The organism is Granulicella sp. S156 (genome assembly GCF_009766105.1).
GTDB lineage: Bacteria > Acidobacteriota > Terriglobia > Terriglobales > Acidobacteriaceae > Granulicella.
On sequence record NZ_LMUH01000026.1, the window covers coordinates 149,960 to 175,511 of the forward strand.

Consider the following 25,552-nt stretch of genomic DNA (forward strand, 5'->3'; position numbering starts at 1 on the left):
TTATGCGGGTGCGCCGCTACGACTTCACGGCTACGACCGGAAGCTGAACATTGTTGCTAGGCCGATTTGTAAGGATGGCGCTCGCGATAACGTGGAAGAGATGATCGGCCTGCGGCGCGAATGAAGGTTGGTCGACCGCCCAGCCGAGCGCCGACATCAGGGCGAACAGATCGTCCCCATTCATATCGGCACGCGCCGTTCCTTCGGCCTGAGCACGGAGCAGTAGTCGCGCGCTTGCTGAGTGGACCGCTGCGCATGAAGCATAAAGAGCGGAGTCAGGGTTCGTATGGGCGGCCGCCATGAGGGCGACGACGCCCCTATAGCTTTGTGCGAATGCCAGCCATTCGCGAAACCAGGACACGAGCGCTTCGTCAGGTGAGTTCGCCGTTTCGAGCTCGTCTGCTTTCTGAGTCAGTGCATCCAGATTCGTACAAAGCAACGCCTCGAACAAGGCTTCTCGCGTAGGGAAGTGACGAAGCACTGTCGCTAACCCGACGTCGGCCCGGCGGGCGATATCGCGCATGGATGCATTGACACCATGCTCGGTGACGACGTCACGCGCGACTGCAAGTAGGTGACTGTAATTTTTTCTGGCGTCAGCTCGCATGGGCCCCCTTGACAAACGGTTCAGTGAACCGATTATCCGGATCACTGAACCGTTTGTGGAGCCGAATATGGACCACTGATCCATATGATACAGCGCTGAGTGTCCACAACAGCATTTCTCACATCACTCACAAGGAGCATCACATGAAAGTTTTCGTCACTGGCGGGACCGGCCATATCGGTTCGTACATCGTCCCCGACCTCATCGCCGCTGGCCACGAGGTTACCGGGTTGGCCAGGTCGGACGCGTCCGCGGCGACTGTGTCCGCGCTCGGTGCCAAGGTGCGTCGCGGGGATATTTCCGACCTCGATGTGCTTAAGAAGGCGGCGGCGGAGTCCGATGGCGTCATCCACGTCGCGCACAGGCAAGACCTGCTTCCCGTCGGTGGGCTTGACGCCGTGGCCGCCGCGGAGCTCCAGATCATGCTCGCGTACGGCGATGCACTGGCCGGAACTGGAAAGCCGCTGGTCGTGTCGGGGAGCATTGGCTCGCCCGGGTGGGAAAAGCTGGGCCGCTCAGCCACCGAGGAAGACCCGGCCCTTCCCGGGGGCGATGCGTACAAGGGTACCCTGCGGGTTCGTAACGTCGTGGAGTTCGCCGTAGTCGGCCTCGCAGCGAAGGGCGTGCGGTCTTCGATCGTGCGGATTCCTCCTATCGCGCACAGCACGACCGATGTAGGGTTTCTCCCGCTGCTGATCGGGCTCGCGAAGGAGAAGGGCGTCGTCGGCTACCCTGGAGACGGCGCGAACCTTTGGCCGGCCGTGCACAGCCGCGACCTCGCCTCTTTGTTCCGCCTGGCGCTGGAGAAGGGTCCGGCTGGCAAAAACTGGCACGGGATTGAGGGCGAGGGCATCCAGTTCCGCGAGATCGCCGAGGCCATTGGAAGCCGTCTTGGCCTGCCAGCCGTGAGCATTCCCGCGGACGTACTGATGTTGCCGGGATTCTTTGGGTTCCTTGCGAATTTGGTCACGCTGGACCTCCCGGCGTCCAACCTCATCACCCGCCAGACCCTTGGCTGGGAACCCGCTCAGCCAAGCCTGCTCGCAGATTTGGACAACGGCCATTATTTCCCTGTCGGCTGATGAGCTGACGGCAGGGAGCCGAGTCGCAACGAGCCCGGCGGATAGCAATGTCGCAATCCGTTCGGGCAAAGACTCTGTCGACCCGGAGATGGCCTGAGGGATGACGCACGCGGCTCGGCACACACGGAAACAACCGGGGGATACCCCTTTCAGAGACTATGAACAATAACCCAACTCACGAGGAGACTGCACATGAGCACTATAAGCATCATTGGCACAGGCGGCATGGCCGGAGCGATCGGCGGACGTACAGCCAAGGCTGGATACACAGTCGAGGTAATCAGCCGCGACCCCGCTAAGGCGCGGGCGCTGGCGGACAAGGTCGCAGCCGGAGCGACCACCGGAACGTACGGTGCCGCTCCGGCGGGCGACATCGTCATCCTCGCCGTGCCGTACTCCAGTGCGGCGGCGGTGGTGGCCGAGTACGGGGACGCGCTCGACGGCAAGGTGATCATCGACATCACCAACCCGGTTGCCCCCGACCTCTCGAGCCTCGTCACCCCCCACGGCAGTTCTGGTGCGCAGGAGATCGCCAAGGTCGCCCCAGCTGGCGCGCATGTCGTGAAGGCATTCAACACCATCTTCGGCCACGTACTTGCTAAGGGTGAACGCCTCGACGCGTTCATCGCAGCCGACGATGCGGAGGCCAAGGCGCGCGTCTCGACCTTCATCGAGATTCTCGGGCTTCGTCCGTTGGATGTCGGCGGCCTGCAGATGGCCCAGACGCTTGAGGCGCTCGGCTTGATGATGATCGGACTGGCCAAAAACGGCGCCGGCACTTGGGACATCGCCATGAAACTCGATATCGGCTGACTCTCTGACACCACGCCCTCACCGGCGGGTCCACAACGTATCCGATTAGATCGGACACGGTCCGATGTAAGGGGAATGGAGAGATTTCGATGAGCATCGAAGAGAATATCCAGATTGCGAAGGATTTTTTGTAGCAATGGGCCGCAGCGATAAGCAAGGTCTGTTGGCGTTGTCTGCCGAAGATATTGAGTGGATCATTCCGGGCGAAGACTGGCCGCTGGCCGGCACGCACCGCGAGCACGCGGGATTGGGAATTTACTTCAAAAGGCTTCCGAAATGGTGGAAACTTCATTCCCAGAGCCCCTGAATTGGAGACCGGATTCTGGTCGTGGGCTTCGCTACGGGCAAAATCAAAGCTACGAATAGGACGTTCAAGGGTGTGCGCCTATAGCCAGCCTTTTCTACGGGTATTTTGGTGGGTATATATCGAGTGCAAAGTGTGGGTACGCAAAATACCCACACTCTCAAGGACCACCATGGCACTCACGATTAAAGGAAATCGACAACACAACTCCAATCGACAAGCCATACAAGCTGGCTGACGGCTGTGGCCTGTGTCTCTTAGTTACCCCAAGCGGCGGTAAACTCTGGCTGACTTCAAGCCGCGAGACGTGTTGGCTGCAACCGAATCAGAAAGCTTTGCCTGTCTAGATGAGAAGGATCTGCCGAGCGATGGACAGCTACAAGGGAGATGTCCTCACACGCTTTGGGCTCATGCTCTTGGCATACTGTTTCCCTCGCACATGCGAACTAATTGAAACACTATGGAACGAGTTCGACCTGGACAGAGCACGATGGGACATTCCTGCCGATCGCATGAAGATGAAGACTCCTCACATCATTCCTCTGTCAACTGTTCAACTCCGGCGTTCCTTCCATCGGACAGGATAAAAGGAACGCCGGAGTTGAGACTTCTTTCACTAATCGACAGGTGAGTCTCTTCGATAGCCAGTGAAAATCTAGCTAGTGCTTGGCGTACATGTCCTGAATATCTTTCTTTAGTTGCTGGCTGCTATCCGGGCGGGTGTAGAACATGTGGCCACCTGGGTATTCGTGTACCTGGACACGGTTGGTATCTCCCATGATTGGCATCTGGTCGACTGTGAGTATGCTGCCCATGAAGGGGCAGGAAAGATCGTTCCAGCCGTGTACGACGGACACGCGGAGTTTCGGGTCGGCGGCTACAGCCTGGCGCAAGTCGTCGACGGAGCCCTTGCGCAGGTCGTTGCCGGAGTTGTCCCACTCGCTGTTCACGTCATAAGAGAGGGCGTAGTAGCGGTTATCGGTCTTCCAGCCGACGATGCGTGTGACGAAGTCGACCATCGCGGTAGTAGTCGGGGCGATGATGCTTTCGAGAAGCGGGTCGTTTGACTGTTGGGTGGGAGAGAAAGGGAAGGGGTCGAAGGCGGAGACGTTGGAATCGTAGACGGAACCGATCTTGCCCTCAGAGCGGTGGACTTCGCGTAGATAGGCACCGATGTCGAGACGGCCTCCCGCGTAGCGAACAAAGGTGGGATCGAGTCCGGTAAGCTCTGTGACTTTTTTGATGAGACGGTCATTGGACTCGGGATTGGAGTGTCCGGCGAGTAGATCGGTCGCATACTCGCCGCGAGTATAGGCGATGACGTCGGCCATGGTCTCGGGTGTGAGCTTGTGCTGGCGTTCGAGGTTGGCAGCGGCGATGGAGGGGAGAGAGAGCATCCAGGGAAGCGGAGAGAGGTTGCCCATCTCATCGGCAGCAGGGTTGAGATAGGGGGAGACAAGGGTGACTCCGTTGAGGGCTACACCGAGCTGTGATTGCAGGTAATGGGTGATGCGCGGACCGCGGAAGCCCCCGTAGGATTCGCCGACAAAATACTTGCGCGAGGTAAGGCGAGAGTTTTTGACGAGCCAGTCGTAGATGACCAAAGAGAGGTACTGGATATCAGGAGTGGGAGAGTAAAAGAGTTTCTTGGCCTGATCAAGCGGAACGAGGGAGCGAGAGAAACCAGTGCCGATGGGATCGATGAAGACGAGATCGGTGAAGTCGAGCCACGTGCCGGGATTGTCATTGAGAGTGGCAGGGTCTGAGGGCGAGTCCCCGGGGTTGCCGAAGATGATGCGCTTGGGACCGATGGCTCCGAAGTTCAGATAGACGGAGGAAGCTCCGGGACCGCCGTTGAGGGCGAAGGTGACGGGGCGGGCGATATTGGGTTCAGTACCGTTGCCGGGGACGGTGTAGGCGGTGTATACGACCTCGCCGGTCGGCTTACCGTCCGTGTCCTTGAGAGTGATGGTGCCCACGGTGACGTTGTACTTGAGGGTATGGCCGTCAACCTGGATGGACTGCGAGATGGTGGCGTCGGCGGGAAGTTTGTTTTCGGGCTTGGGTGCGTCAGGTTTTGACTCAGCTTTGGGGTCGGGCTTTTTGTCCTGATTATCTTGTGCATGAATGGACAGGGTGAGGGTGGGTGCGAGAGACAAGGCAAGGACGAGTCGCGTGAACTTGGCAAATTGATCAAGGCGCATTGGATGAGGATATACCGGTGCTAGGCCGTGTCTGACGATCCTCAGATTGAGGCGAGCGGTCCTGCTGCAAGGCCGATGCCCCCAATTGCCCGTGTTTCTCTTTAGAAGATCGGTGGCACAAACATTTTCTAAAAAGTGCTTGACAGTTCATAGTCGTGCGGATAAAAATTCCGTCACTCATGGAAACGCTACCATTTGCGATGGAAACGTTACCATTACACTGCCTTGCAGGCAGTGTGTGCTGTGTAGGTGGTTAGTTGCTGCAATAGAAAGAAACTTCTGGAGGTTGGCATGCGCTGGATCATCAAGTTTTGCCCGATGCAATTGAAGAAGACCTTGCTTCAGGGGCGAGTCTCACAGCACTTTCGTTTTCTGTCTGCAATCCTTCTTCTGTCGGGTCTTACCCTTCCCCAGCAGATCTGGGGTCAGGCAGTTTCCTCAACGCTGCCGCTGTCGCCCTCTGATTGGTCTTTGGCATACAGCGGCCAGGATGCTTCGCTCTCTTCGGTCACCTATGCCGGTCAGCCTTCTCTGCAGTGGCAGGTAACTTCCGCTCTCGGCCATTCGGACTGGGTCAATGACACGCTGCCGCTGCTCACAGACGAGATGTATACGTTCACGGTCCAATTGGCCGGCACCGGCACCGCCGCGCTCAACATCTGGAACGGGGAGGCGAATGTCACAGCCCCACCCATCCAGCTGACATCGACGTTCCAGACGGTCAGTGAGACCGTCGCTGTCCTTTCGCCGAACCCGCAGTTCCAAATCCTCGATCCGGATAGCACCACATCGGCCGTAAATGTTTATTTCACGAACCCGACCGTGACTCCTGCGGGCCCGGCGAGCGGTCTTTCGCTATGGCAAACTGCGTATGGGGGACAGGACTCCAGCCTGATCTCGACAACCTACGATGGCGTGTCGTCGCTCGAGTGGCAGGTAACCTCAGCGCTCGGCCATTCCGACTGGATCTACACGTACGCACCGTTTGTACCAGGGAACACCTACCAGATCTCGGCGGATGTGGCCGGGATTGGAGCCGTAGCGATCAATGCATGGGACGGGAACGAAAATATCTCCGGGCCGCCAGTACCATTGACTCCGAATTTCCAGACGATCTCCGAAACGGTGCTGGCACTGGCGCCGAACACTGTCGTGGTCTCGCCCAGCACCCCACAGTTCCAGTTAGTGGACCCCGACAGCAACAGCTCGTCTGCGCTCACGCTGTACTTCAAAAACGTGACGTGGAAGCAAGTGACACCGGCTCCGCAGCCCCCCACAGGCGTATCGGCCCAGTTGCAGCGGGGTGACAGCGTGAAGGTCGATTGGAGCGCGGCCACACAGTGCAGCGGCACCGGGTTGCCGGCCATCACCGGCTACGATGTTTATGTCTCCGCTAAACCCTTCGCGGAGAACTATTCGAGCCCGAGCGCAAACATCTCCGGGTGCGGCAGCAGCGCGACGAGCGCCACGGTCCGCCTCCCTTCTGGCGGATTCCCAAGTGGCGGGTTCCCCGGTGGAATCGGCGGCGACAGGGCAATTTACGCGACAGTCGTGGCGACGAGTGCCGAAGGGAACTCCAACCCCAGCCCGCAGGTTTCCACCGATCAACTCACCGGCTCTGACGGAAAAGCCGAGGCTGCAGTGCAGGAGCTGCAGACTTACTATGACTCAACGACCGGGCTGTTCAACACCACCGGCTGGTGGAACTCCGCCAATGCCCTCGACGCGATCATCGACTACATGAAGCGCACGGGTTCGCGGACGTACCTGAGCGACGTTTCCAACACCTTTGCGACGGCCGTCAACGAGGCTCCGCCGCCGACCCCAGGCAATTTCATCGACACCGCCTACGACGACACCCAATGGTGGGCGCTTACCTGGGTCAACGCATACGAACTGACGCGTAACCCCGCCTACCTGCAGATGGCGGAAAAGATTCACTCGTACGTGACAGCAGCCTGGACACCTTCCTCGTGCGGTGGCGGGCTCATATGGCAGACCACGAACGCCTACCAGAACTCCGTCACAAACGAACTCTTCCTGGAGTTGTCCGCTCGCCTCTACCTGCTAACCCACCAGGCGTCGTACCTGCAGTGGGCGCAGAAAGAGTTGGCCTGGTTCAACGCCAGCGGACTCATCAACTCGTCGAACCTCATCAACGACGGCCTCACCACGTCGTGCCAGAACAACGGCCAGACGACCTGGACCTATAACCAGGGCGTGATCCTCGGTGGTCTTGCCGCGCTGTATCAGGCGACCCATGACCAGACGTATCTCACGGAGGCACAGCAAATCGCGAATGCCGCCATCAGCACCCTGGTCAGCTCGAACGGCAGCCTGATGGAGCCCTGCTCGGGATCCTGCCCAAGCCAGAACCCCGACCAAACCCAGTTCAAGGGCATCTTCATCCGTAACCTGGACTCTCTTTACGAGGTGACAGGCGACAAGTCTTACCTGGACTTCATAGATAAGAACGCGTCTTCGATCTGGGAGAACGACCGCAACATCTACGACCAGATCGGCTTCGACTGGTCAGGGCCGATCAGTGCGCCTGACGAGTCGTTCAATGCCTCCACGTTGAGCTCGGGGCTCGACGCTCTAAACGCCGCCGCCCATGCTCGGAATCGGGAGCATCCGCGCGGAAATTCATTCGACAGCTTTCAGTGAGACGTTAAGTCAAATACTTCATGATCTGCAATATGAGCGCACATTAGAGGGGGTCTGAAGAGTCGGCTTTTCGGCAACTACTACCGGAGAATGCGCAATGAAGAGTCTGTCTCGTGTTTCCGCGGGTCTGCACCTAGCACTCTCGTTTGCTGTCGTAGCACAGCAAACGCAGACCGCTACGCCCGCTTTCGAGACCGGGCAAGATGGTGGGAGACGAACTGGGTGATTGGGTCATCTGGTCAGTAGTCGAAAAGTCATCAAAGCAATTGGTATCGAACACTCCGGTGCCCACGACCTTCGCCGTACTTGCGCAAAGCTCTGCCGAAAGAATGGCGGCGACCTGGAGCAGCGGTTGGTAGGCGCCAAAGCCCGCATTGTTGACGAGCACGTCGACCGACTGAAACCGTTCCAATCCAGTCTTCATGGCCAGTTGGATCGAGTCCGAGTTGGTGACATTCAATGAAGTGGCTAGAGCCTGATCGAGCGCCTGCAGTTCCTTCCCGTGCTCGGGATCGCGCATGGTGGCGATCACATTCCAACCCTGCTGCTCCTTATTTGAAATCGATACTTAACTGGATGATCTCTTCGAGCAAATCGAGGAGCAAGTTCAGATCGAAGGAGAACCCTCAGAAGAACTGCTGTCGCGCTTCGGGGAGTTTTGCCCCGCGCACGGAGAGAAGGTCGATCGGATCGGCCGCTTCGTGCGGATGATGGAAGCACGCGAACAATACTGCCGTGCGGAGGCGGCGCGGCTTAGAGCATGTTTCATAAATCGATTCGGCCTCAAGCTGGGGACTTCTGCATGAGATGGGTGGTTTGATGAACTTCTTTCATGAGCAATATCCTATTTCGTCGGGATGAAAACTCCAGCCTAGAGGAAAGTGTGCGCAAGCAGCGTTCTTCACGCTCACTGCAGCTAGAAGGATACATGTCCTCCCAGCTGCAGTGAGCGCGGAGAGAGTCCTTGACCTAATATTTTCCCGAAATTTGGATCAGTAACATTATTATCAATTCCACCCAAATTCACGCGGTTTAGCACATTAAAGAACTCAGCTTTGAGCTGGACATTTACTCTCTTACCTTCTACCGCTACCGGAATATTCTTGATCAGGCTGGCGTCCATATCGAGTAGCGGTTGGTTCCGGAAGTGTCCTCTCGTTCCGTCTCCTTCAAACCCGGGAGTCGGCTGCCAGAAATTTGCTCCGTTCGATTGTGGTGTTCCTGAGTAGGTGTACACAGGCTTGCCGTAGTTTTCGTGAATAAAGTGACTGCGGCTGTATACGAGCGGCAGGCCGGCGGCTTGGTTTGGATAGTCCTCCGTCATGCCATCCGCGTTGTAGTCCCCGCTGTCGGGCTTCAATCCTGTGACTTTGCCGTTGCCGTCGCGGATCGGATCGAACTGCGCATTCGTATACATTCCATAGGGCGTTCCAGTCTGCCAGACATAGGTCGAGCCCACCTCCCAGCCTCCAAGGATCTGTCGCGATAGGAGATGACTCGCAAATGGGGTCTGGAAGCGATAAACGCCGGAGGCCGAGATACGATTCCGCACGTCGAAGTTTGTATCCCCTCTCCGCGCGCAGAGATCACGCGGGTCAGCGATCTGCTCATAGCCTGTAGAGCGCTCACCGCCGTCAAAACAATCGCTATTGTGTCCCCAGGTGTAGGAACCCTGAATTGTGCCACGAGAGGCGAAATCCCGTTTCAGACTCACCACCATCGCGTTATAGACAATGGGATCGAAGTTCGTGATGTACCACATCTGTCCGAAACTTGGGTTCAGTCTGTGCAGCGTCCCATCCTGGAACAGATCGCCGGGCTTGCGGTTGTAGTCCGTGCCGACAAGACCACCCCAGGTGTGAGAACCGTTGTAGCTCAGACCAAATACGAGCTTACCCGGCATGAGTTGCTCAACACCCGCAATGTAGTTCAGAGAACGAGGCGTGTGTAGGTGGGGATCCAGGCCGCCGACACCGCTTTGCAATCCAGCGATGCCTCCATTCGCATCCAGAGTATTCGATGGCAGTTGTGGCAGGTTGAAGCCGAAGGGGTATGTATTCGAGGTTCCTATCTGAAGGTCCGACGGCGATTTGATGGGAAGCGTTACTCCGAAGCTGTTGAAGACATAATTGGGGGGATTGCTGTCGACCCGATCGACAACTTCGCCAAGCGTAATCCAGTCGTTGTAGAGCCCTATGCCGCCGTGAACATTGGTCCGCTGACTGTTGCCAGGCGACCAGGCAAAGCCTGCCCGTGGGCTGAAGTTGTTGTTCAACCGCCCTGGAAACTCGTTGCTTCCGGTCGACCGCACGGCGGCATTTGAAAACTGCTCATCCACGGTGGTCCCCGGCGCGACGAAGATGTTGGTCAGCTTCAGGCCGAGAATACCGTGGGCATTTCCATAGTCATCCCAGCGAATGCTAAGAGTAATGTTCAGGTTTGGCTTCACTCGCCACTGGTCCTGGGCGAACAGACTTTCTGTGTTTAACCCTGCACCATACTGAAAGAGTTTGGGTTTGCCTGTCAAAGGGTCGTAGGCCCCGTATCCGCCGCTGTAGATGTTGCCCTGGACGTAGTCGAGGATACTGTTGAAGTAGTAATTGGGCCGGTTATTATCTGTCGGATCGACGCTCGTGTCGTCTCCCCAGTAATAGTTGCCTCCGAACTTGAAAGTGTGTTTCCCGGTCGTCCAAATCAGCTCATCACGCACTGTGTAATTGTGCTGAACAAATGTATTCCCACCTCCCGAACCCATACCGGTCGAGAAGTTGATGCCTATGGATGGGACCTGATACTGACCGTCCGAAGAGTTCACTCCCTTGAGATTGTTGCCTGAAAACGAAACCTCGTTCAGTAGCGATGTATTGAAGGTATGCGTCCAGTCGCCTTGGAATGCGTTGGTTAGAAAGTTGTTCGAAGTGCTGAATGCCGGTCGCGTCGCCAATGAGATGCCCGAGTTTTCAGAATGCACATAGCTGCCGTACAGCCGGTCCTTGGCGCTCAGGATTTGATCGCCTCGCGCGGTATATTGCAGGCCGTTGCGGAAGGGCGATGTGTTCCAGGTGCCTTGTACCAGCACCGGTAAATCACAGGGGATGCCAGTCGTACTTCCAGGACCGCAGTTACCCGGAAACAGATCCTGCGCACGTGACTGCACGTTGGTTTCAACGGGCCCCTGAATGGGATACTTCTGGAATAACTGCGTCTCCACCGTGTTTGGATAGTTCTGTTCTGCCCAGGTAACAAACTCCGGCGCCTCATAGGTCTGTACGCTGCTGCTCGAAGTCTTCGAGGCCAATTTGTCGACCGAAGCAAAGAAGAATGTCCGATTTTTCCAGATAGGGCCGCCGAAACTTCCGCCAAAATCCTGATTGAGAAAGGGTGCATACTTTGTCACCGATGGCAGGCTCTGCTTCGCAAGCAAGTGCTGATCGGTAAACAGGTAGTTTCCCGTACCGTGGAACTGGTTGCTACCAGACTTGGTCGTCATCGCGATCTGCATGGATGTTCCTCTGCCCTGGTCGGCAGTAAAGGTGTCTGTCTGTATGCTGATCTCCTGCACCGCGTCAGGATTGATCATGACATTCGAAGTCCCGTTCGTAATGTTGCTTCCCGTGTTCACGCCGTCCACGCTGAAGGTGTTTCCGTAAGGGCTTCGGCCGTTCGCGCTAACTCCGGTAAAGTATTCCGGGTTGTAATTGTTCGTCTGTCCATTCGTACCGGTTACACCCGGAGCCAGATTCATCAGCGTGAAGACGCTGTTGCCGGAGAGAGGCAAGTCTCGAAGCGTCTTATTGTCCAAGGTCAGCTGTTGACGGGTCTCCGCTGTGTCCAAAATTGGCGCCTGAGTTGTTACCTCAATGCTCGATGTGAGCGAGGCAATATGTAAAGCCACAGGAACGGCCCGGGTCTGTGCTGTCTCCAGAACTACGGAAGTTATGTTTTTTTCAAACCCTTTCGCTTCTACTGTGATGGTGTAGTTGCCAGGTGGCAGGCTCACGAACTGATAGTTACCTATTCGGTCCGATGAAATCCTGCGGGTCTCCTGCGTTGCCACGTTCACCAGTGTGACGGCCGCATTGGATACCACTTCTCCGGATGGATCATGAAGAGTGCCTTGAAAACTGCCGGAAAATTGAGCATGAGCAGTCGTTGTTGCGATCATGAATAACACTGCCACAAAAACTCCAGAAATCCATCGTGCGATGTAGCTCATCCTTGCCTCCGTAAGTTTGGCGCTATTTTTTCGAAAAGTGTCAGCCAGCCCTTAAGCGCCATTTTGGTGGCGGTTTGGGCTTCTGCACCTGTAAACGGTTTCGTTTTTGCGCAATTTGTAACCGTGGAGGAGACTAGTCAGTTGCATGAACGACGCGCATGAGTTGGATGGACTCTGCGCGCATAGTCCATCTGAACCAGACGGGGAAGCACCTTGCTGACGCCAAAATCGGAGCGTAGACTCGAGAGTCTCCGCAGCAATGCAGACTCACGCCGAAACATACTTTGCGAATTACGAGAACATACAATTCGAGCTGGGCCGGGTTCGCCAGCGTTGTGCTTATGCTGTGCCTGGGCTGCCGTTCGACCGCACCGGTCATGATCGCCGTTATTCCACGGACTGCGGGTACTGGACTGTGGGAGCCGGAACATGGCGGGGTCGATGCAGCCGCCGTCCATATAGGCGCCCACGTCTACTGGAATGCACCAACCAGCGAGGATGATGTGGAAGGCCAGATTTCCATGGTCGACCAGGTCATCGACAAGGGCTATCAAGGACTCATTCTGGCGCCGGATCAGGCATTGGCGCTGATCACTCCGGTTCGTCGCGCACTGGCTCACGGCATTCCCACCGTGATTGTGAGTTCTCCGCTGCTCATTCCACCAGGGCAGGGAGGCAAACTCTCCTACATCCTCAACGATGAAGAGGCTGGAGGGCGCATCGCTGCGCAGCGCGTTGCCGAACTACTCCATGGCCGGGGGACTGTAGCTGTTCTTGGGGTGAACCCCGACATCGCCGGCATCATGACTCGGGCACGAAGTTTCGAGTTGTTCCTCGCACAGAACTATCCCGGCATCCACGTCATGAAGAGGATGGGCTCCTTCAATATGCTCCACGAACAGCAGATAGCGGAAGAGACACTAAAGTCCAATCCGAGTATCGATGTGATCGTCGCGCTGATGTGGAGTTCAACACGAGGAGCGATCTCGGCAATCGAAGGCATTCCTGGCAATCGGCAGGTCAAGGTTATCGGTTTTGATCCGGATGGAACTCTTCCGTTTGAGATAGAAAGCCTCGATTCGGTCATCATGCAGGACACTCGTGCCATGGGCCAGCAGGCGGTGAATCTTATTGACGCAGAGCGCCAAGGCCGTCCGGTTCCTGCGTTGACCGTCCTTCAGCCCACCCTTGTCACCCGGAAGAATGTAAACACCTCTGAGGTCCGCAGGCTGACTTCGATGGACTGGAGACCAGGCCGCTGGGACGGGAGCACCGCCCCGTGACGATCACTTCGCCAATACGCCGGCTCTTATGGCTTGCCCTCGCCATCGTGTGTGTTTTGGGTGTGATGTTGCTGCTTGTACGCGCGACTCTGCATAGCCCAAAACGCGGCCTGCCATACCATGACTCTTTTGTAAGTGGCAAAGCAGATGAGTGGAAAGCCTTGGGCGGCACATGGGAGTTGGTTAACGGGGCGATGCGCAACGGCTCCGATGAGCGCGGCGCTAAACTGCTGACCGGTTCAAGCTATTGGCGCAACTATTCCATCGAAGCTGATGTGATGTTATTGGCAAAGAATGGCGATGCAGGCCTGGTACTGCGTTCGAACAACGAAGAAGCGGGCGTAGATTCCTACGTAGGCTACTATGCAGGGCTGCGCAATCTGGACAATTCTCTCGTACTGGGCCGCGCCAGTTATGGGTGGAGAGAGGGCACGAACAAGCTGGACTCCATTCAAGGCGGTATCCAGCCATTCCACTGGTACCATCTGAAACTGCTCGCATACCAGTGCCAGATCGTGGCCGCGGTGAGTGTTCCTTCTCAGAGAGATGCCACATCGATCGCAATCACAGATAAACACTGCATTGCGTCGGGTCGCGTTGGTCTTCGCTCGTATTCCTCAGGCGGTGTTTGGAGAAATGTTGTTGTTCGGGCTGCAACCCACGAAGATTTAGTGACGATGCTGGGAGAGGCTCCCAACCATGAAGCTGTTTTTACGCAGCCTTATTTTTCCGGGAATCCGGAGGATCTCAGCTTCGATCCTATGGCCGGACATGGAGAACAAGGAGCGCTGCGCTTCAGCCCAAATGCGCAGCCTATCGGTAGTCTTCGCCTCTCTTCGTATTCGAATACTGCAACTGCGACGGTGCGAGGCGTTGTCATTCTCACCTCGCCGGCGCTCTTCGTTCAGGACACAACTGGCGGTGTGATCGTTCCTCATGCCAATGCGCCCCCCCTCAAGGTAGGAGATGAAGTGGAGGTCTCCGGTGAGGTGCATCCTGGCAATTTCAGCTCTTCACTTGAGCATGCGACCGTGCGTGTTTTATGGGCACACACGCCCATGCCGGCGATGTCAGTGACCGCATCGCAAGCCGCTACCGGTGCATTCGATGCAAGCTTCATCGAAGTGGAAGGTCTTTTGCGCGCGAAGTCTTACGGGCCTGACAATACTCTTGTATTCGACTTTGATGCAGGACCGCAGACGTTTCGGGTCATCATGAGCCGGGGACGTGGTGACACCCTCTTCAAAAATCTAAAGCTGAACAGCTTGCTCCGGCTGCACGGTGTCTGCGTGGTTGATCCGGCTTACACACGGAATAGTACGCCATTCGTGCTTTTGCTACGCTCCACAGACGACCTGAAACTATTAGCCGGTCCGCCCTGGTGGAGCGCCGGCCATTTAATCGCCGTCGCGATCGGCGTTCTAATATTTGCTTTTGCGATCAGCTTGCTCTACAGCCGCGCTGAGCGCTGGCGTCTTCGCGCAGTGTTTGAAGAGCGTGAGAGGCTCGCTCACGAAATGCACGATACGCTTGCGCAGAGTTTTGCGGGAATCGGCTTTCAGCTTGAGGCCATTCGCAACGGTGTGCCCGACGACTTTTCGACTACGCATCAGCAACTTGATTTAGCCAGCGATCTGGTCCGCCACAGTCACGAGGAGGCGCGACGCAGTATCGCGACACTGCGTCCGGAGTCTCTTCAATCCGGAGACCTGATCGCGGCGCTCGGATCCTGTGCCAGCCGCATGGTGGAAGGCGGCGACATCAAAGTCGCGACGACGTGTAGCGGCGATCCGCGGCCTCTGCCATTGCGTTCTACCGACACGCTCTATCGGATTGGACAGGAATCCATCGCCAATGCTGTGCGCCACGCACGCTCTACCACGATCACCATCTCGATCGAGTATCAGGAGAAGCTCGTCCGATTGCTCGTCGCCGACGACGGTGTTGGATTCACGCCAACCGGAACGTTGCGTGGCTTCGGTCTGCAGGGGATGAGGAAACGTGCTGCCGACATCTCAGCGGCCTTGCAGATCCTCAGCACGCCGGGCCATGGCACTCGTGTTGAGGTCACCGCACCCTTGCCTCGACACATCACCATTCTTTCCTGGCCACAGGTTCTATGGAAGCACCTCACGGAGCGTTTATCGAATGCCGAAACAGCCAGACAGTAACATACGAATTCTGATTGTGGATGATCATCCCGTTGTTCGCGCGGGACTGACCAGCATGCTCGGCGCGCAGCCGGGGTTGGAGGTGGTCGGATCAGCCTCCAGTGGCGAGGAGGCGCTCGCGATGTTACAGAGTCACACGCCTGACTTACTGCTACTCGATCTGCGGATGCCTGGCATGAACGGCATCGATACGCTTCTTGCTATGAAGCGCCTAGGGGTGTCGACCCGCGTCATCGTTCTCACCAGCTATGAGACGGACGAAGATATTTATCGCGCTGTACAAGCTGGAACAGGAGGCTATCTGCTGAAGGATACTTCACGGCAGGAGATGGTCGAAGCCATCCGCATAGTCCACGCGGGCAAACGATATATACCCCGCCAGATTGCGTCGCGGTTGGCGGAACGCATGATGCGCTCCAATCTCACAGCCCGCGAACTCGAGATACTCAAAATGGTTGCCAGGGGTCTGACGAACAAACAGATTGGCAAGGCGCTCGAGATCAGCGGCAATACAGTACGCAACCATGTGAACAGCATTATTGAAAAGCTCGAAGTCTCTGACCGTACAGAGGCGACTACCACAGCGATCCAGCGCGGCCTCATTGAGGTCGACGGATAAAGACTCACCCCATGCACATAGAACATATGGACCATGCGGTATCTCCAACGCTTGATTACCATATCGTCAGTCTCTTCAGGAGTTCGCCTTGTTGCCCCCTTCTCTAAGAATCCATTCGAGCCGACGCCGATTTCTCCAACAACTTGGCTTTGCCGGCATGGCGTCTTCTCTCCCTGTCAGTGCGTTCGCAGCGTCTCCTGGTCAGACGGCCTCTTCGTCCACTGGCGTAAAGAATCGCGCACCTCTTGCACCGAATGCATTCTATTCACTACCGCTCGGCGCAGTTCGTCCCACGGGTTGGCTACGGTCGCAATTGGAGATTCAGGCGCAAGGGCTCGGCGGACATCTGGATGAAACCTGGCCTGACGTGGGTCCAAACAGCGGTTGGCTTGGTGGTTCGGGTGAGTCATGGGAGCGCGGGCCTTACTTTCTCGATGGACTGACACCGCTCGCCTATCTTCTCGACGATGCGCGCCTGAAAGCAAAAGCGCAAAAATACATTGACTGGACGCTGAACAATCAACAACCCAGCGGCATGTTTGGGCCACATTCCAACGACGACTGGTGGCCGCGTATGGTCATGCTCAAGGCACTGACGCAGTATCAGGAAGCGACAGGCGATCCGCGAGTGATTCCCGCAATGCAACACTACTTCGACTATCAGCTCACAGCGCTGCCAACGAGGGGACTGAGCGATTGGGGCAAATTTCGCTGGCAGGACGAAGTGCTGAGCGTGATCTGGCTCTACAACCGCACAGGCAATCCCAGGCTGCTGGACCTCGTGCACTTGCTGCATACCCAAGGTCATGACTGGCTTGCCCAGTACGCGAACTTCCAATACAAGGACCGCATCACAGGAGAGAAAATTAGGTCAGAGGAAGAATCCGGGCACAAGGATTTCGGGTTGTCGACACACGGCGTAAATAATGGGCAAGCCATTAAGACAGGGGCTGTGTGGTCGTTGGTCTCCGGTTCGGAGTCTGACCGCAGAGGCGTGTCGCAGATGATAGCGGAGCTCGATAAGTATCATGGGTTGCCGAACGGAATGTTCTCGTGCGACGAGCATCTTGCAGGACCAAATCCATCCCAGGGATCCGAACTCTGTACGGTAGTCGAATACATGTTTTCGTTGGAGCAATCGCTGGGCATTCTCGGTGATCCTGTTCTTGGCGACCGTCTGGAGAAGCTTGCGTTCAATGCTTTGCCAGGAACGCTGACAGATGACATGTGGGCGCATCAGTACAACCAGGAGCCGAACCAGGTGGAGTGCAGCTTGCATCGCAAGCCCTGGACGACCGATGGCCCAGAATCGAACTTATTTGGACTGGAGCCGAACTTCGGTTGTTGCACAGCAAACTTCCACCAGGGATGGCCGAAGTTTACTGCAAGCTTATTCATGCTGTCGCAGGACGATGGTGTCGTGGCCGCTGCCTATGCGCCCTGCGAGATGCGCACGATGGTTCGCGACACTCCTGTGCACATAGTGGAGGAAACAAATTATCCTTTCCACGGCACTGTAAGCATCACGGTCAATCCCGCATCCCCGCTTGCATTCCCGTTGTTGTTGCGAATTCCCGCGTGGGCTAAAGGTACAACTCTCACGGTGAATCGCCAGCAACAGCCCGCGCCTGAGTCAGGCACCTTTGCACGCATTGAGCGGAAGTGGAGAGCGGGTGATCGCGTTGAGATCGACTTTCATTTTGAGCCGAGAGTCTCTCAGGGTTTTCATGACTCTGTTGCCGTGGAACGTGGACCGCTGGTCTTCTCCTATGGAATCGGTGAAGATTGGCTTAAGCTGCGCGATCGAGGCATGACAGCCGACTGGCAGGTGTATCCCACAACGCAGTGGAACTATGCGCTGTCGCTGGATGCTGCATCACCATCACACGGAATCGTTACAGTTGAAGACGAGATGCACGATCGCCCATTCAGCGCGAAAGGGGCTCCTGTTAAGCTTCATGTGAAGGGACGAAAAGTGTCGTCCTGGCAGGCTGAAGATGGAGTAGTTAATCCGGTCCCGCAAAGCCCCGTGACCAGCGACCAATCCGAAGAGACGGTCACGCTGATTCCATATGCTGCTGCGAAGCTACGCATTACAGCATTTCCACAGTTAAAGACCTGAATATTCTGAGTTCAAAGAAGTTGGGATGGATGTTTCTCACAGAGCAGAAATCCAGCAATGACAGTGGCGCATGTACTTACGAAATCCCGGCGGTTTATTCACCCCAAACGAGAGACTGCACTTCTCGCTTGGCTGCTCCTAACCGGAAGTGTTTCATCACCTAGTTTGCGCGGAGATTCCGGTCAAGAGTGCGCTAGCCTTTTGTAGTCGGGATATTTCAGCAACGATGTTTTCGAGCAAGGGTCTCTCCCCCCTTCCATCAGTTTTGTCAGATCGCGACGCCTGTCTTCCCATCCTCGGCAGTGGCTCGCACATGTGGTGCGAGCCACTGCCTGCTCACCCCACGTGCCATGATATCGGTCGCGTGAAATGCCTACTGCTAAACATTGTTGGCACTGTCACCGCCCGTTACATCGTAGGTTGCTCCTGACACCATTCGTGCGGCATCAGATGCGAGGAATACTATAACCGGTGCCATCTCTGCCGGATCGATCCACGGCACACCCAAAATTGATTTGCTCTGCAGTACTTTACGAGCCGTTTCTTCGTCCATGGCTTTGTCCCCCGTTGGTGTGCGTCCCGCCACCTGCAGCGCTTGCTCATATCGCTCTTCATGGCGCGTGAGTGGTGTATCGATGAGTCCTGGAGCAAGGCAGTTCACCGTGATGCCATGCGGACCCAGTTCCATTGCTGCAGACTTCATCAAGCCGATGATGCCCCACTTCGATGCTGAATAAGCAGAACCGTTCAAAGTACCGTGCCGTCCCTGAGTGGATGTAGTCATGATGATCCGGCCGTGTTCCTGTTGCACCATATACGGCGCAAACGCTCGTAGAGCGTTTGCTGTCCCCGTCAGATTCACGTCGATCTGTATGTGCCAATCAGGATCTTCCATCTCAAGTAATGGACGGAACGCTTGGATACCAGCATTGGCAAACAAGATGTCAATGTGTCCAAACTCAGCGTTGATCTTCTCTGCGGCTCTGCGCAGTGCAGGGAGGTCGCGCTGGTCCAGCACAAAGCTTCTCCACTGGACGCCTTCGCTCTTGACCATTTCACCGGTTTGGTCGAGTTCGGCACGGCTAGCAGGTTCTACTCCCGAACGGGGATCGACGACGGCACAGATGTCGATCCCAACCACGTTAGCTCCGCTATGTGCCAAGGCGACTGCAGCTGCGCGTCCAATCCCTCGCGCTGCTCCAGTGACTACAGCCACTCTGCCATTGAGAATCCGTCCCCAAGGTTCTGCCTTCGCCTGCGTCATCTGCCCCTCCATGTTTCTTGTCAGTGCAACCGCGCTCAGCGCTGCTGACCCGGCTGCCAGGAAAAACCTGCGCGATATGATCGCCTTTGCTGACTCTTGCTTTCCATTTGATTGCATAAAGCGCCTCTACTGTTTCTCGCTAATGGGTGATGTTACTCAAAGACCTATAGCGTGCTGCTGATCGGGTGCAAATGACATAAACGCGCTCGTGGGCAAGGTTGTAATCCAGAGAAATCAAGAAATGTGTCTCTTACTACGAACGCCTTTCCAGTTGTTTTATCCTCGTGATTTCTAGAATTGCGGGGGTTATTGTATTGATTCCATTGAGGATTGCCCCTGCTGATCCTATTTCAGTATTCAGACTTCTCGCCTGTTGCAGGGACTGAGGTCGGAACGCCCGGGGTCCCGGCATAGGTGATGAGTAGCACGGTGGGTTCATCACCCGACTCGCCCCGATGCACATCGTCTACTGACTCTCCTACCGCCTGTCCCTGATGAACGATGTGAGTCTTGCCGCTGGCTTTGTCATGCAGCGTAAGAGTGCCCGAAAGCACATAGACGACATTTGGGAATGGATGCGTGTGCCATGGCAGGGCCGTGTGGGGTGCGATGGTCAGCTTGATCGTCGTTAGTTGTGGCTGACCCGTGGGGTAGTGTGTGTAGGGCTTGCCGTTCCACGATTGGGTTGTCTGCAGCAGGATCTCGCGGTGACCGCTTGCAACGCTATTCGCGCCGGTTTGAGCGAGTACGGCCGTCATAGATGCTACGGCGATGGCGGTAATTCCAAGGTTGCGGTACTTAGAAATCATGTCGTTGGTCTCCATGTGCGTGAGATGACTATTTGCCGGTGTAAGACACACGCCAAACGCTGCGAGAGCCGTCATCTGTAACGTAGAGGGCGCCATCGTGACCCACGGTTACTCCTACGGGTCGGCCCCAGACCTGCCCATCTGCAGTGACGAACCCGGTAAGAAAATCCTCGTACTCGCCGGTGGCTTTGCCGTTCTGCATGGGAATCCGAATCACCTCGTAGCCTCCGCGATTGGCGCGGTTCCAGGACCCGTGTTCGGCTGCGAATCCGTCGCCGTCGTATTGGGACGGGAAGTCGGATTTACTGGTGGGATAGAAGGTCATTCCGAGCGAGGCCATGTGGGGTTGAACCAGGACATCGGGAGTAATGACTTTGGACTGGAGTTCAGGATGGGTGCCCATGAGGCGCGGGTCCTGATGACCTCCCATATAGAACCAGGGCCAACCATAGAAGCCACCTTCTTTGACCGAAGTTACATAGTCCGGCACAAGATTGTTCCCCAGAGCGTCACGCTCGTTCGTGGAGCACCAGAGCTGATGGGTCACCGAGTTGATCGCCTCGCCGACGCAGTTCCGAATGCCGTAAGCGTACACTTCGACAAATTTGCCCGCGGGGGTGTACTCCAGCACATCCGCCCGATGGAACTCTTTAGGATGCGTGTCAGGATCGTCGGCATTCGATCCACTTCCAACGGACACCAGCATATGTTTGCCGTCGGCAGAGAAGACGACATCCCGCGTCCAATGGCCACCACCACGGAGTTGAGCATAGCCGGGGAGATCGGGCACGATAGTCTCAGGCTCGCGCGCGGCCTTTAGCTCTCCGGACTTGTAGGCGAATCGAACGACGGTCGTGGCATTTCCGACGTAGATCCACTTAGGATTTGCACCAGCGGGATAAAACGCTATGCCAAAGGGATGATCGAGGCCCGTAGCGAAGGTGCTGATGGTCGCTGCCTTACCCGCATCCGTGATGCCGCGCAGCACCAGTATGGAACCAGCCTGCGAGTCTGCCACGAAGAGATCGCCATTCGGCGCCGTGTGGATGATGCGGGGCATCACGAAGGTTCCAGAGGTCGGACCGTGTATCTCTTTCGTGTTTTCGGATCGCTGCATAGGAGTGGCTGCGTCACCGCCCGCATAGAGCTGGACCGTAAAACCGGCAGGGGCAATGGGCCACGCGCCCTCAGGCCTTTGGACAAGCTTGGGACCGTTGTCTACAGACTCGGATGGTTTCGGCTCTGGGAGATCTGCCACCGTGATCTTTCGCCGAACGCCCGGCTTCTGTTGCGCGTAGCCGGCAAAGGCGGCTTGACCGGTGATCGTCTGCTGGGCGTGGAGTACAGACGGAAGCAGCGCGGTGAAGGCGAAAAGGGCTAATGCGTGAATCTTTGCGAAGCGTGAACGTCTCATCATTCTTATCTCCAGATCTGTATTTTGGCGACAGTCGATCGTGTGATGGCTTAGAGCAGAACCCCTAGTACTGTTTCCCGGAAAGAGCTTGGGAGGGGAGCCTTCCTGGGGAAAAGCGCCGTCCAAAGGATCGCCTTTGGGGATGCCTATAGGGGTTCTGCTCCAGCTTTGGCCGCATTTCAACCACGCAGACTTGCGGGAGGATGGTTGACAGCGGCCAACTTGTCATACGCAGCCTGAGGTAGTTCAAGGCTCGCAGCAGCGATGTTCTCTTCCAGGTGCTTGACCGAGGACGTTCCGGGAATAGGCAGGATCACTTTGGAACGTTTGAGCAGCCACGCCAAGGCGACCTGCAACGGAGTCGCATCAAGATCGTTTGCGACCTGCTTGATGGCGTCATGGGCCTCCTTTGCCTGACCGAGCGGAGCCCACGGAAGGAACGCGATGTCGTTCTGCGCGCAGTAGTCGACGATGAAGTCCGATTCGCGATCAGCGAAGCTGTAGCGGTTCTGCACGGAGACAATCGGTACGATCCTGCGAGCCCTCTGCACATGTTCGCGCGTCACATTCGAGAGCGCGACATGGCGAATTTTACCCTGCGCGCGCAATCTGGCGAGTGCTTCTACCGATGCCTCGAAAGACACAGCATTGTCGGGAGCGTGCAGTTGATAGACATCGATATGGTCCAGACGCAGGCGCTTCAGGCTTCCCTCGAGTGCTTTGGTGAGATGTTCCGGGCTGGCATTGTGTGTCCATTGGCCGGGGCCAGGACGCTCCCATCCACCTTTGGTTGCGATCACTAATCCAGCTGGATAGGGGTAGAGTGCCTCTGCGATGAACTCTTCGGAGGTGCCAGGGCCGTAGGAGTCGGCCGTGTCGATCAGATTTACTCCGAGTTCAACCGCACGCCGAAGGGTCGCAACGGACGCAGCTCTGTCTGCGGGAGGTCCCCATACGCCTGCCCCTGTGATCCGCATCGCTCCATAACCCAGGCGGTTGACCGTGAGATCGCCGCCGATGGAAAACGTGCCGGCAGCTGCTGCTGAAAGAATCTGTTCCTCATTCGTAATCATGAGACTGCTCCTTTTCGTGTTGAGAATCTGGAAGGAATGACCAACCCACGATTTGTGCTCAGGCGGTGGGCCAGAAATCGTCAGGCAGATTGACAACGATCGGCTCTGACGTACTTCGTACAACGACCCATCGAAAGGGTTGTTCCTTCGAAGGGTTGAGTTCCTGATGGGGCAACCAAGCCGGCACATGTAGAAAATCGCCCGCTCGAACAGTGGCGGAGTGTTCTCCGAAGTCACCCCACCGCACCGTAGCCTCTCCTTCAAGGACGTAGACAACGGTGTCCTGTTCGCCATGGTGGTGAATGCCGGTCTTCCCTGAAGGCTCGACCACAAAGATGCCTGCCCATAGCGAGGAGAGAATTCCATTCATGGCTGCAATGGCGGACATCCTTAGCGAACCTGACGTCTGCTGCGTTTCGGTGCTCAGTCCAGCGGGGTGCACAACGCTGATCGTCGAATTCGGAATTCCATCCCGGTCAGATCCCATCCGAATAGCGACTCCACTCTGCAGAGCAAAGGGGTCTGCTATCGGGCGAGTGAGCGAATCATTGGATTTGTTTTCCATCTGATCTCCTGATCAGTTCGCTATTGTCCGGCGAACTAACTGTACTGTACCGTACATTACAATCAGATGCGCTCAATATCAAGTTCGACGCACCAATAATCCAGGGAGTCTCATAAGTTAGGGCTGGAAGAATTGGCCTTTAAGCAGGGAATCCCTCCGTCCCGCACCGCTAAAGCGTCACGGTTTGAGCTCCTCGCTATTCTGAACATCCTCATTCTTCAACGAATTAGCGACTCACCACACCAGGGAGCTTTTTATAGCAAAGCGCTTAGTGGTGGTTCTCTGACTCACTTATCAAGTCGATCTGGACGTTCAGGATGTGAAGGGACTGGATTGGCGCCTGGGGAGGATTCAGTATTTCCGGAGGTGCGCAGCTGTTGATTCTTCAGCAATAGATCGGCAATGATGAGTTGCAGTCCTTCGGTTTTTTGCCGCCAGAATGCGGCATCTTTCTGAGGCTCTGGAGTTGCCGGGGATTCATAGGCGATGGCCTCCTGGCTGGGTACGCCCAATTCAGCCGTGTCGCCCGTAGATACGGAGACAGTTGGTGAGGGGGCGTCGCTGCGCTTGAGAAGGCGATCGGCTGAAACATAGCCCGTACTCATCGCTACGATGAGGAGAGCGCCGATGATCGCCTGAGGAGCCAGTGAGGGAACGCCGGTACCTCTCGAAGCTGCACCGATGGCGAATGCGACGATAAACGCGATCAGGATTTTCATCTGCTCCTCCTTAAAGTATTTGAAGCCTTAGGTTTCGTTCAGAAGACCTTTTCTACCCTCAGTACGAGCTTGTTTCCCTCGGGTCGATTCTTAACGCCAAACTCGTGATATCCATTCGCATAGAAGAACCATTTCCCTGAGTTCCAGACCATGCCCGGACCGATCGCCGCTACTTGCTCCGGAGAGTTCCGAAGTGGGATGCCATGGATGCGGCCATCCGTGATCTGCCGGAGATAGTAGGCGTTTGGGCCGAGCCAGAGATGTTTGCCAAAGTTGTACGCAGTGGTGGCGTTGAAGTGGATTGCCTGGCCTGCCTGCATCGATTGAGCGCCTGTTGCGGATGGCGGACTATCGTTCGTCGAATTCCAGAGATAGTGAACGCGCCAGCTGGTCTCGATACGTTTGGCTGGGAACGCGGTAATCGCGTAATACGGATGAACCGTAAAGGCATTCGCGCCGATATTTACCGCGGAAGATCGTGTGTATGCGCCCACGGGCAGATCAAAATCGAAGACGACTCTCTGGTCGATAGGGACATTGCCAATCTTTCGCTCGCCCCATTGAAGGATGAAGGGAGACACTGTGAACGCTCCCCAGCCGCCGGATTGTCCCATGCTGCCGGCATTGACGTGTGCTGCAGATGCCACTACTTCCGTGCCGTACCAACCACCCAGGATTGTCTTATGAGTAATCCATGCGACGTGGGTCAGTTGGCTGATGCTGTTAACCGTGCCAGTCCCTGAGACCGTATTTCCTGAGCCGTCTACGATCGTTCCTTCATGCGCGCCGTCCCCAATCTCTTCAATGACCCCGCCAGGCCCGGCGATACCGTCGAGGAAGCTGGTGTCACCCAGGTTCACAGCCGGCTCAGCGACGTGCGTCTGCGCGACGAGTGGAGTTGCCGAGAGGAGTATCAGAAAAAGAACGTATTGGAGCGGCTTGAGCATGATCCTCTCTTAGGCGTAAACCAGGCGGCGGCCCAGGATCTCTTCGCGAAGTCTGTCGAGTGAGCGCAGCATAAACGTCAGCCCGTTCTCGTCCTGATACATGTCTTCCGCAACCTTGGCGTGAACGCCACCGACGACGACTTCTGGTCCCATCACGAGGTGCGCCTGCATGGAGATCAGTGTCTCCCGCAGCTGGTACTGGGCCCGGACGCCGCCTGTGAACGCCTTGGACGAACTGATGATCGAAACGGGCTTGTTCTTGAAACATGATTCGAAGACCGGACGCGAGGCCCAGTCAAGTGCATTCTTCAGAACGCCAGGCACGCCGTGGTTGTATTCAGGCGTTGTGATCAGGACTCCTTCGCTCTCCGCAATGATCTTCTTGAACGCTGCAACTGAGGGGATCTCAGGGGTCCGATCAAGGTCCTCGTTATAGAGGGGAATGTCTTCCAGCGTCACGACTTGAATGTCGATTGCAGGCGCGGCCTTTTCAGCAAGTATCTTCAGCAGCGACGTGCTGAAAGACGTTTTGCGGAGGCTTCCCGAAATACCGACTACTCGAACTGTTTCTCCCGTGCGGTTCATGTTGTTCTCCTCGTCTGCGGCTGTGTCAAGCGCTCACATTCACGAGGCTAGGCGCATCTTATTCATGTGTCCAACAAAAGGTTCGCAT

20 protein-coding genes are annotated in these 25,552 nt (G+C 56.3%); 8 read left to right on the forward strand and 12 right to left on the reverse strand.

Features of this window, described 5'->3' with window-relative positions; all coding sequences use genetic code 11:
* Window positions 1–16 precede the first annotated feature (16 nt).
* Window positions 17–607, reverse strand: a complete 591-nt coding sequence (locus GSQ91_RS22295) for a TetR/AcrR family transcriptional regulator (RefSeq protein ID WP_158823968.1) — start codon at window positions 605–607, stop codon at window positions 17–19.
* Window positions 608–660: 53 nt separating this feature from the next.
* On the opposite strand from GSQ91_RS22295, the gene GSQ91_RS22300 reads away from it, so the two are divergent.
* The 3 genes from GSQ91_RS22300 to GSQ91_RS25775 all read left to right on the forward strand — a co-directional run bounded on the left by GSQ91_RS22300 (window position 661) and on the right by GSQ91_RS25775 (window position 2,809).
* Entirely contained in the window at window positions 661–1,689 is a 1,029-nt protein-coding gene (locus tag GSQ91_RS22300) for an SDR family oxidoreductase (protein WP_216845371.1), read from the forward strand.
* 186 nt (window positions 1,690–1,875) lie between these two features.
* The gene (locus GSQ91_RS22305) at window positions 1,876–2,502 is read left to right on the forward strand and encodes an NADPH-dependent F420 reductase (RefSeq protein WP_256370402.1); all 627 of its coding nucleotides are present in this window, start codon (window positions 1,876–1,878) and stop codon (window positions 2,500–2,502) included.
* 136 nt (window positions 2,503–2,638) lie between these two features.
* Window positions 2,639–2,809: a hypothetical protein gene (locus GSQ91_RS25775; RefSeq protein WP_216845373.1), complete on the forward strand. Its 171-nt coding sequence runs from the start codon at window positions 2,639–2,641 to the stop codon at window positions 2,807–2,809.
* Between the two features lie 656 nt (window positions 2,810–3,465).
* Here the strand turns inward: GSQ91_RS25775 and GSQ91_RS22315 are convergent.
* Window positions 3,466–5,010, reverse strand: a complete 1,545-nt coding sequence (locus GSQ91_RS22315) for a S10 family peptidase (RefSeq protein WP_158823970.1) — start codon at window positions 5,008–5,010, stop codon at window positions 3,466–3,468.
* Between the two features lie 291 nt (window positions 5,011–5,301).
* Between GSQ91_RS22315 and GSQ91_RS22320 the strand changes: the two genes are divergently transcribed.
* Window positions 5,302–7,677, forward strand: a complete 2,376-nt coding sequence (locus GSQ91_RS22320) for a glycoside hydrolase family 76 protein (protein WP_158823971.1) — start codon at window positions 5,302–5,304, stop codon at window positions 7,675–7,677.
* A gap of 133 nt (window positions 7,678–7,810) precedes the next feature.
* Here GSQ91_RS22320 and GSQ91_RS22325 read toward each other — a convergent pair whose 3' ends face one another.
* Both GSQ91_RS22325 and GSQ91_RS22330 read right to left on the reverse strand, forming a co-directional pair.
* A complete protein-coding gene (locus GSQ91_RS22325; protein ID WP_158823972.1) occupies window positions 7,811–8,209 on the reverse strand; it encodes an SDR family NAD(P)-dependent oxidoreductase in 399 nt (132 codons plus the stop codon).
* Window positions 8,210–8,593: 384 nt separating this feature from the next.
* Window positions 8,594–11,857: a TonB-dependent receptor gene (locus GSQ91_RS22330; RefSeq protein ID WP_158823973.1), complete on the reverse strand. Its 3,264-nt coding sequence runs from the start codon at window positions 11,855–11,857 to the stop codon at window positions 8,594–8,596.
* A gap of 320 nt (window positions 11,858–12,177) precedes the next feature.
* Between GSQ91_RS22330 and GSQ91_RS22335 the strand changes: the two genes are divergently transcribed.
* The 4 genes from GSQ91_RS22335 to GSQ91_RS22350 all read left to right on the forward strand — a co-directional run bounded on the left by GSQ91_RS22335 (window position 12,178) and on the right by GSQ91_RS22350 (window position 18,088).
* Window positions 12,178–13,176 (forward strand): substrate-binding domain-containing protein, encoded by a 999-nt coding sequence (locus tag GSQ91_RS22335; RefSeq protein ID WP_158823974.1) that lies wholly within the window; start codon window positions 12,178–12,180, stop codon window positions 13,174–13,176.
* A complete protein-coding gene (locus GSQ91_RS22340; RefSeq protein WP_158823975.1) occupies window positions 13,173–15,347 on the forward strand; it encodes a histidine kinase in 2,175 nt (724 codons plus the stop codon). The genes GSQ91_RS22335 and GSQ91_RS22340 overlap by 4 nt, the downstream gene beginning before the upstream one ends.
* On the forward strand, window positions 15,325–15,966 hold the full coding sequence (locus tag GSQ91_RS22345) for a response regulator transcription factor (RefSeq protein ID WP_158823976.1): 642 nt from the start codon (window positions 15,325–15,327) through the stop codon (window positions 15,964–15,966). The genes GSQ91_RS22340 and GSQ91_RS22345 overlap by 23 nt, the downstream gene beginning before the upstream one ends.
* Before the next feature lie 157 nt (window positions 15,967–16,123).
* The gene (locus GSQ91_RS22350) at window positions 16,124–18,088 is read left to right on the forward strand and encodes a beta-L-arabinofuranosidase domain-containing protein (protein ID WP_158823977.1); all 1,965 of its coding nucleotides are present in this window, start codon (window positions 16,124–16,126) and stop codon (window positions 18,086–18,088) included.
* A gap of 379 nt (window positions 18,089–18,467) precedes the next feature.
* Here the strand turns inward: GSQ91_RS22350 and GSQ91_RS22355 are convergent, their stop codons facing one another.
* From GSQ91_RS22355 to GSQ91_RS22390, 8 genes are all read right to left on the reverse strand, one after another.
* Window positions 18,468–19,352: an SDR family NAD(P)-dependent oxidoreductase gene (locus GSQ91_RS22355; protein ID WP_158823978.1), complete on the reverse strand. Its 885-nt coding sequence runs from the start codon at window positions 19,350–19,352 to the stop codon at window positions 18,468–18,470.
* Between the two features lie 350 nt (window positions 19,353–19,702).
* Window positions 19,703–20,161 (reverse strand): cupin domain-containing protein, encoded by a 459-nt coding sequence (locus tag GSQ91_RS22360; protein WP_158823979.1) that lies wholly within the window; start codon window positions 20,159–20,161, stop codon window positions 19,703–19,705.
* Window positions 20,162–20,189: 28 nt separating this feature from the next.
* On the reverse strand, window positions 20,190–21,575 hold the full coding sequence (locus GSQ91_RS22365) for a sorbosone dehydrogenase family protein (RefSeq protein ID WP_158824559.1): 1,386 nt from the start codon (window positions 21,573–21,575) through the stop codon (window positions 20,190–20,192).
* 179 nt (window positions 21,576–21,754) lie between these two features.
* Complete coding sequence (locus GSQ91_RS22370) at window positions 21,755–22,648, reverse strand: aldo/keto reductase (protein WP_158823980.1); 894 nt, start codon at window positions 22,646–22,648, stop codon at window positions 21,755–21,757.
* A gap of 58 nt (window positions 22,649–22,706) precedes the next feature.
* Entirely contained in the window at window positions 22,707–23,213 is a 507-nt protein-coding gene (locus tag GSQ91_RS22375; protein WP_158823981.1) for a cupin domain-containing protein, read from the reverse strand.
* 287 nt (window positions 23,214–23,500) lie between these two features.
* On the reverse strand, window positions 23,501–23,932 hold the full coding sequence (locus GSQ91_RS22380; RefSeq protein ID WP_158823982.1) for a hypothetical protein: 432 nt from the start codon (window positions 23,930–23,932) through the stop codon (window positions 23,501–23,503).
* Between the two features lie 38 nt (window positions 23,933–23,970).
* Window positions 23,971–24,879, reverse strand: a complete 909-nt coding sequence (locus tag GSQ91_RS22385) for a transporter (protein WP_158823983.1) — start codon at window positions 24,877–24,879, stop codon at window positions 23,971–23,973.
* 9 nt (window positions 24,880–24,888) lie between these two features.
* Window positions 24,889–25,464 carry an NADPH-dependent FMN reductase gene (locus tag GSQ91_RS22390; protein WP_158823984.1) on the reverse strand — a complete coding sequence of 192 codons (576 nt, stop codon included), beginning with the start codon at window positions 25,462–25,464 and terminating at the stop codon, window positions 24,889–24,891.
* Between the last annotated feature and the right edge of the window lie 88 nt (window positions 25,465–25,552).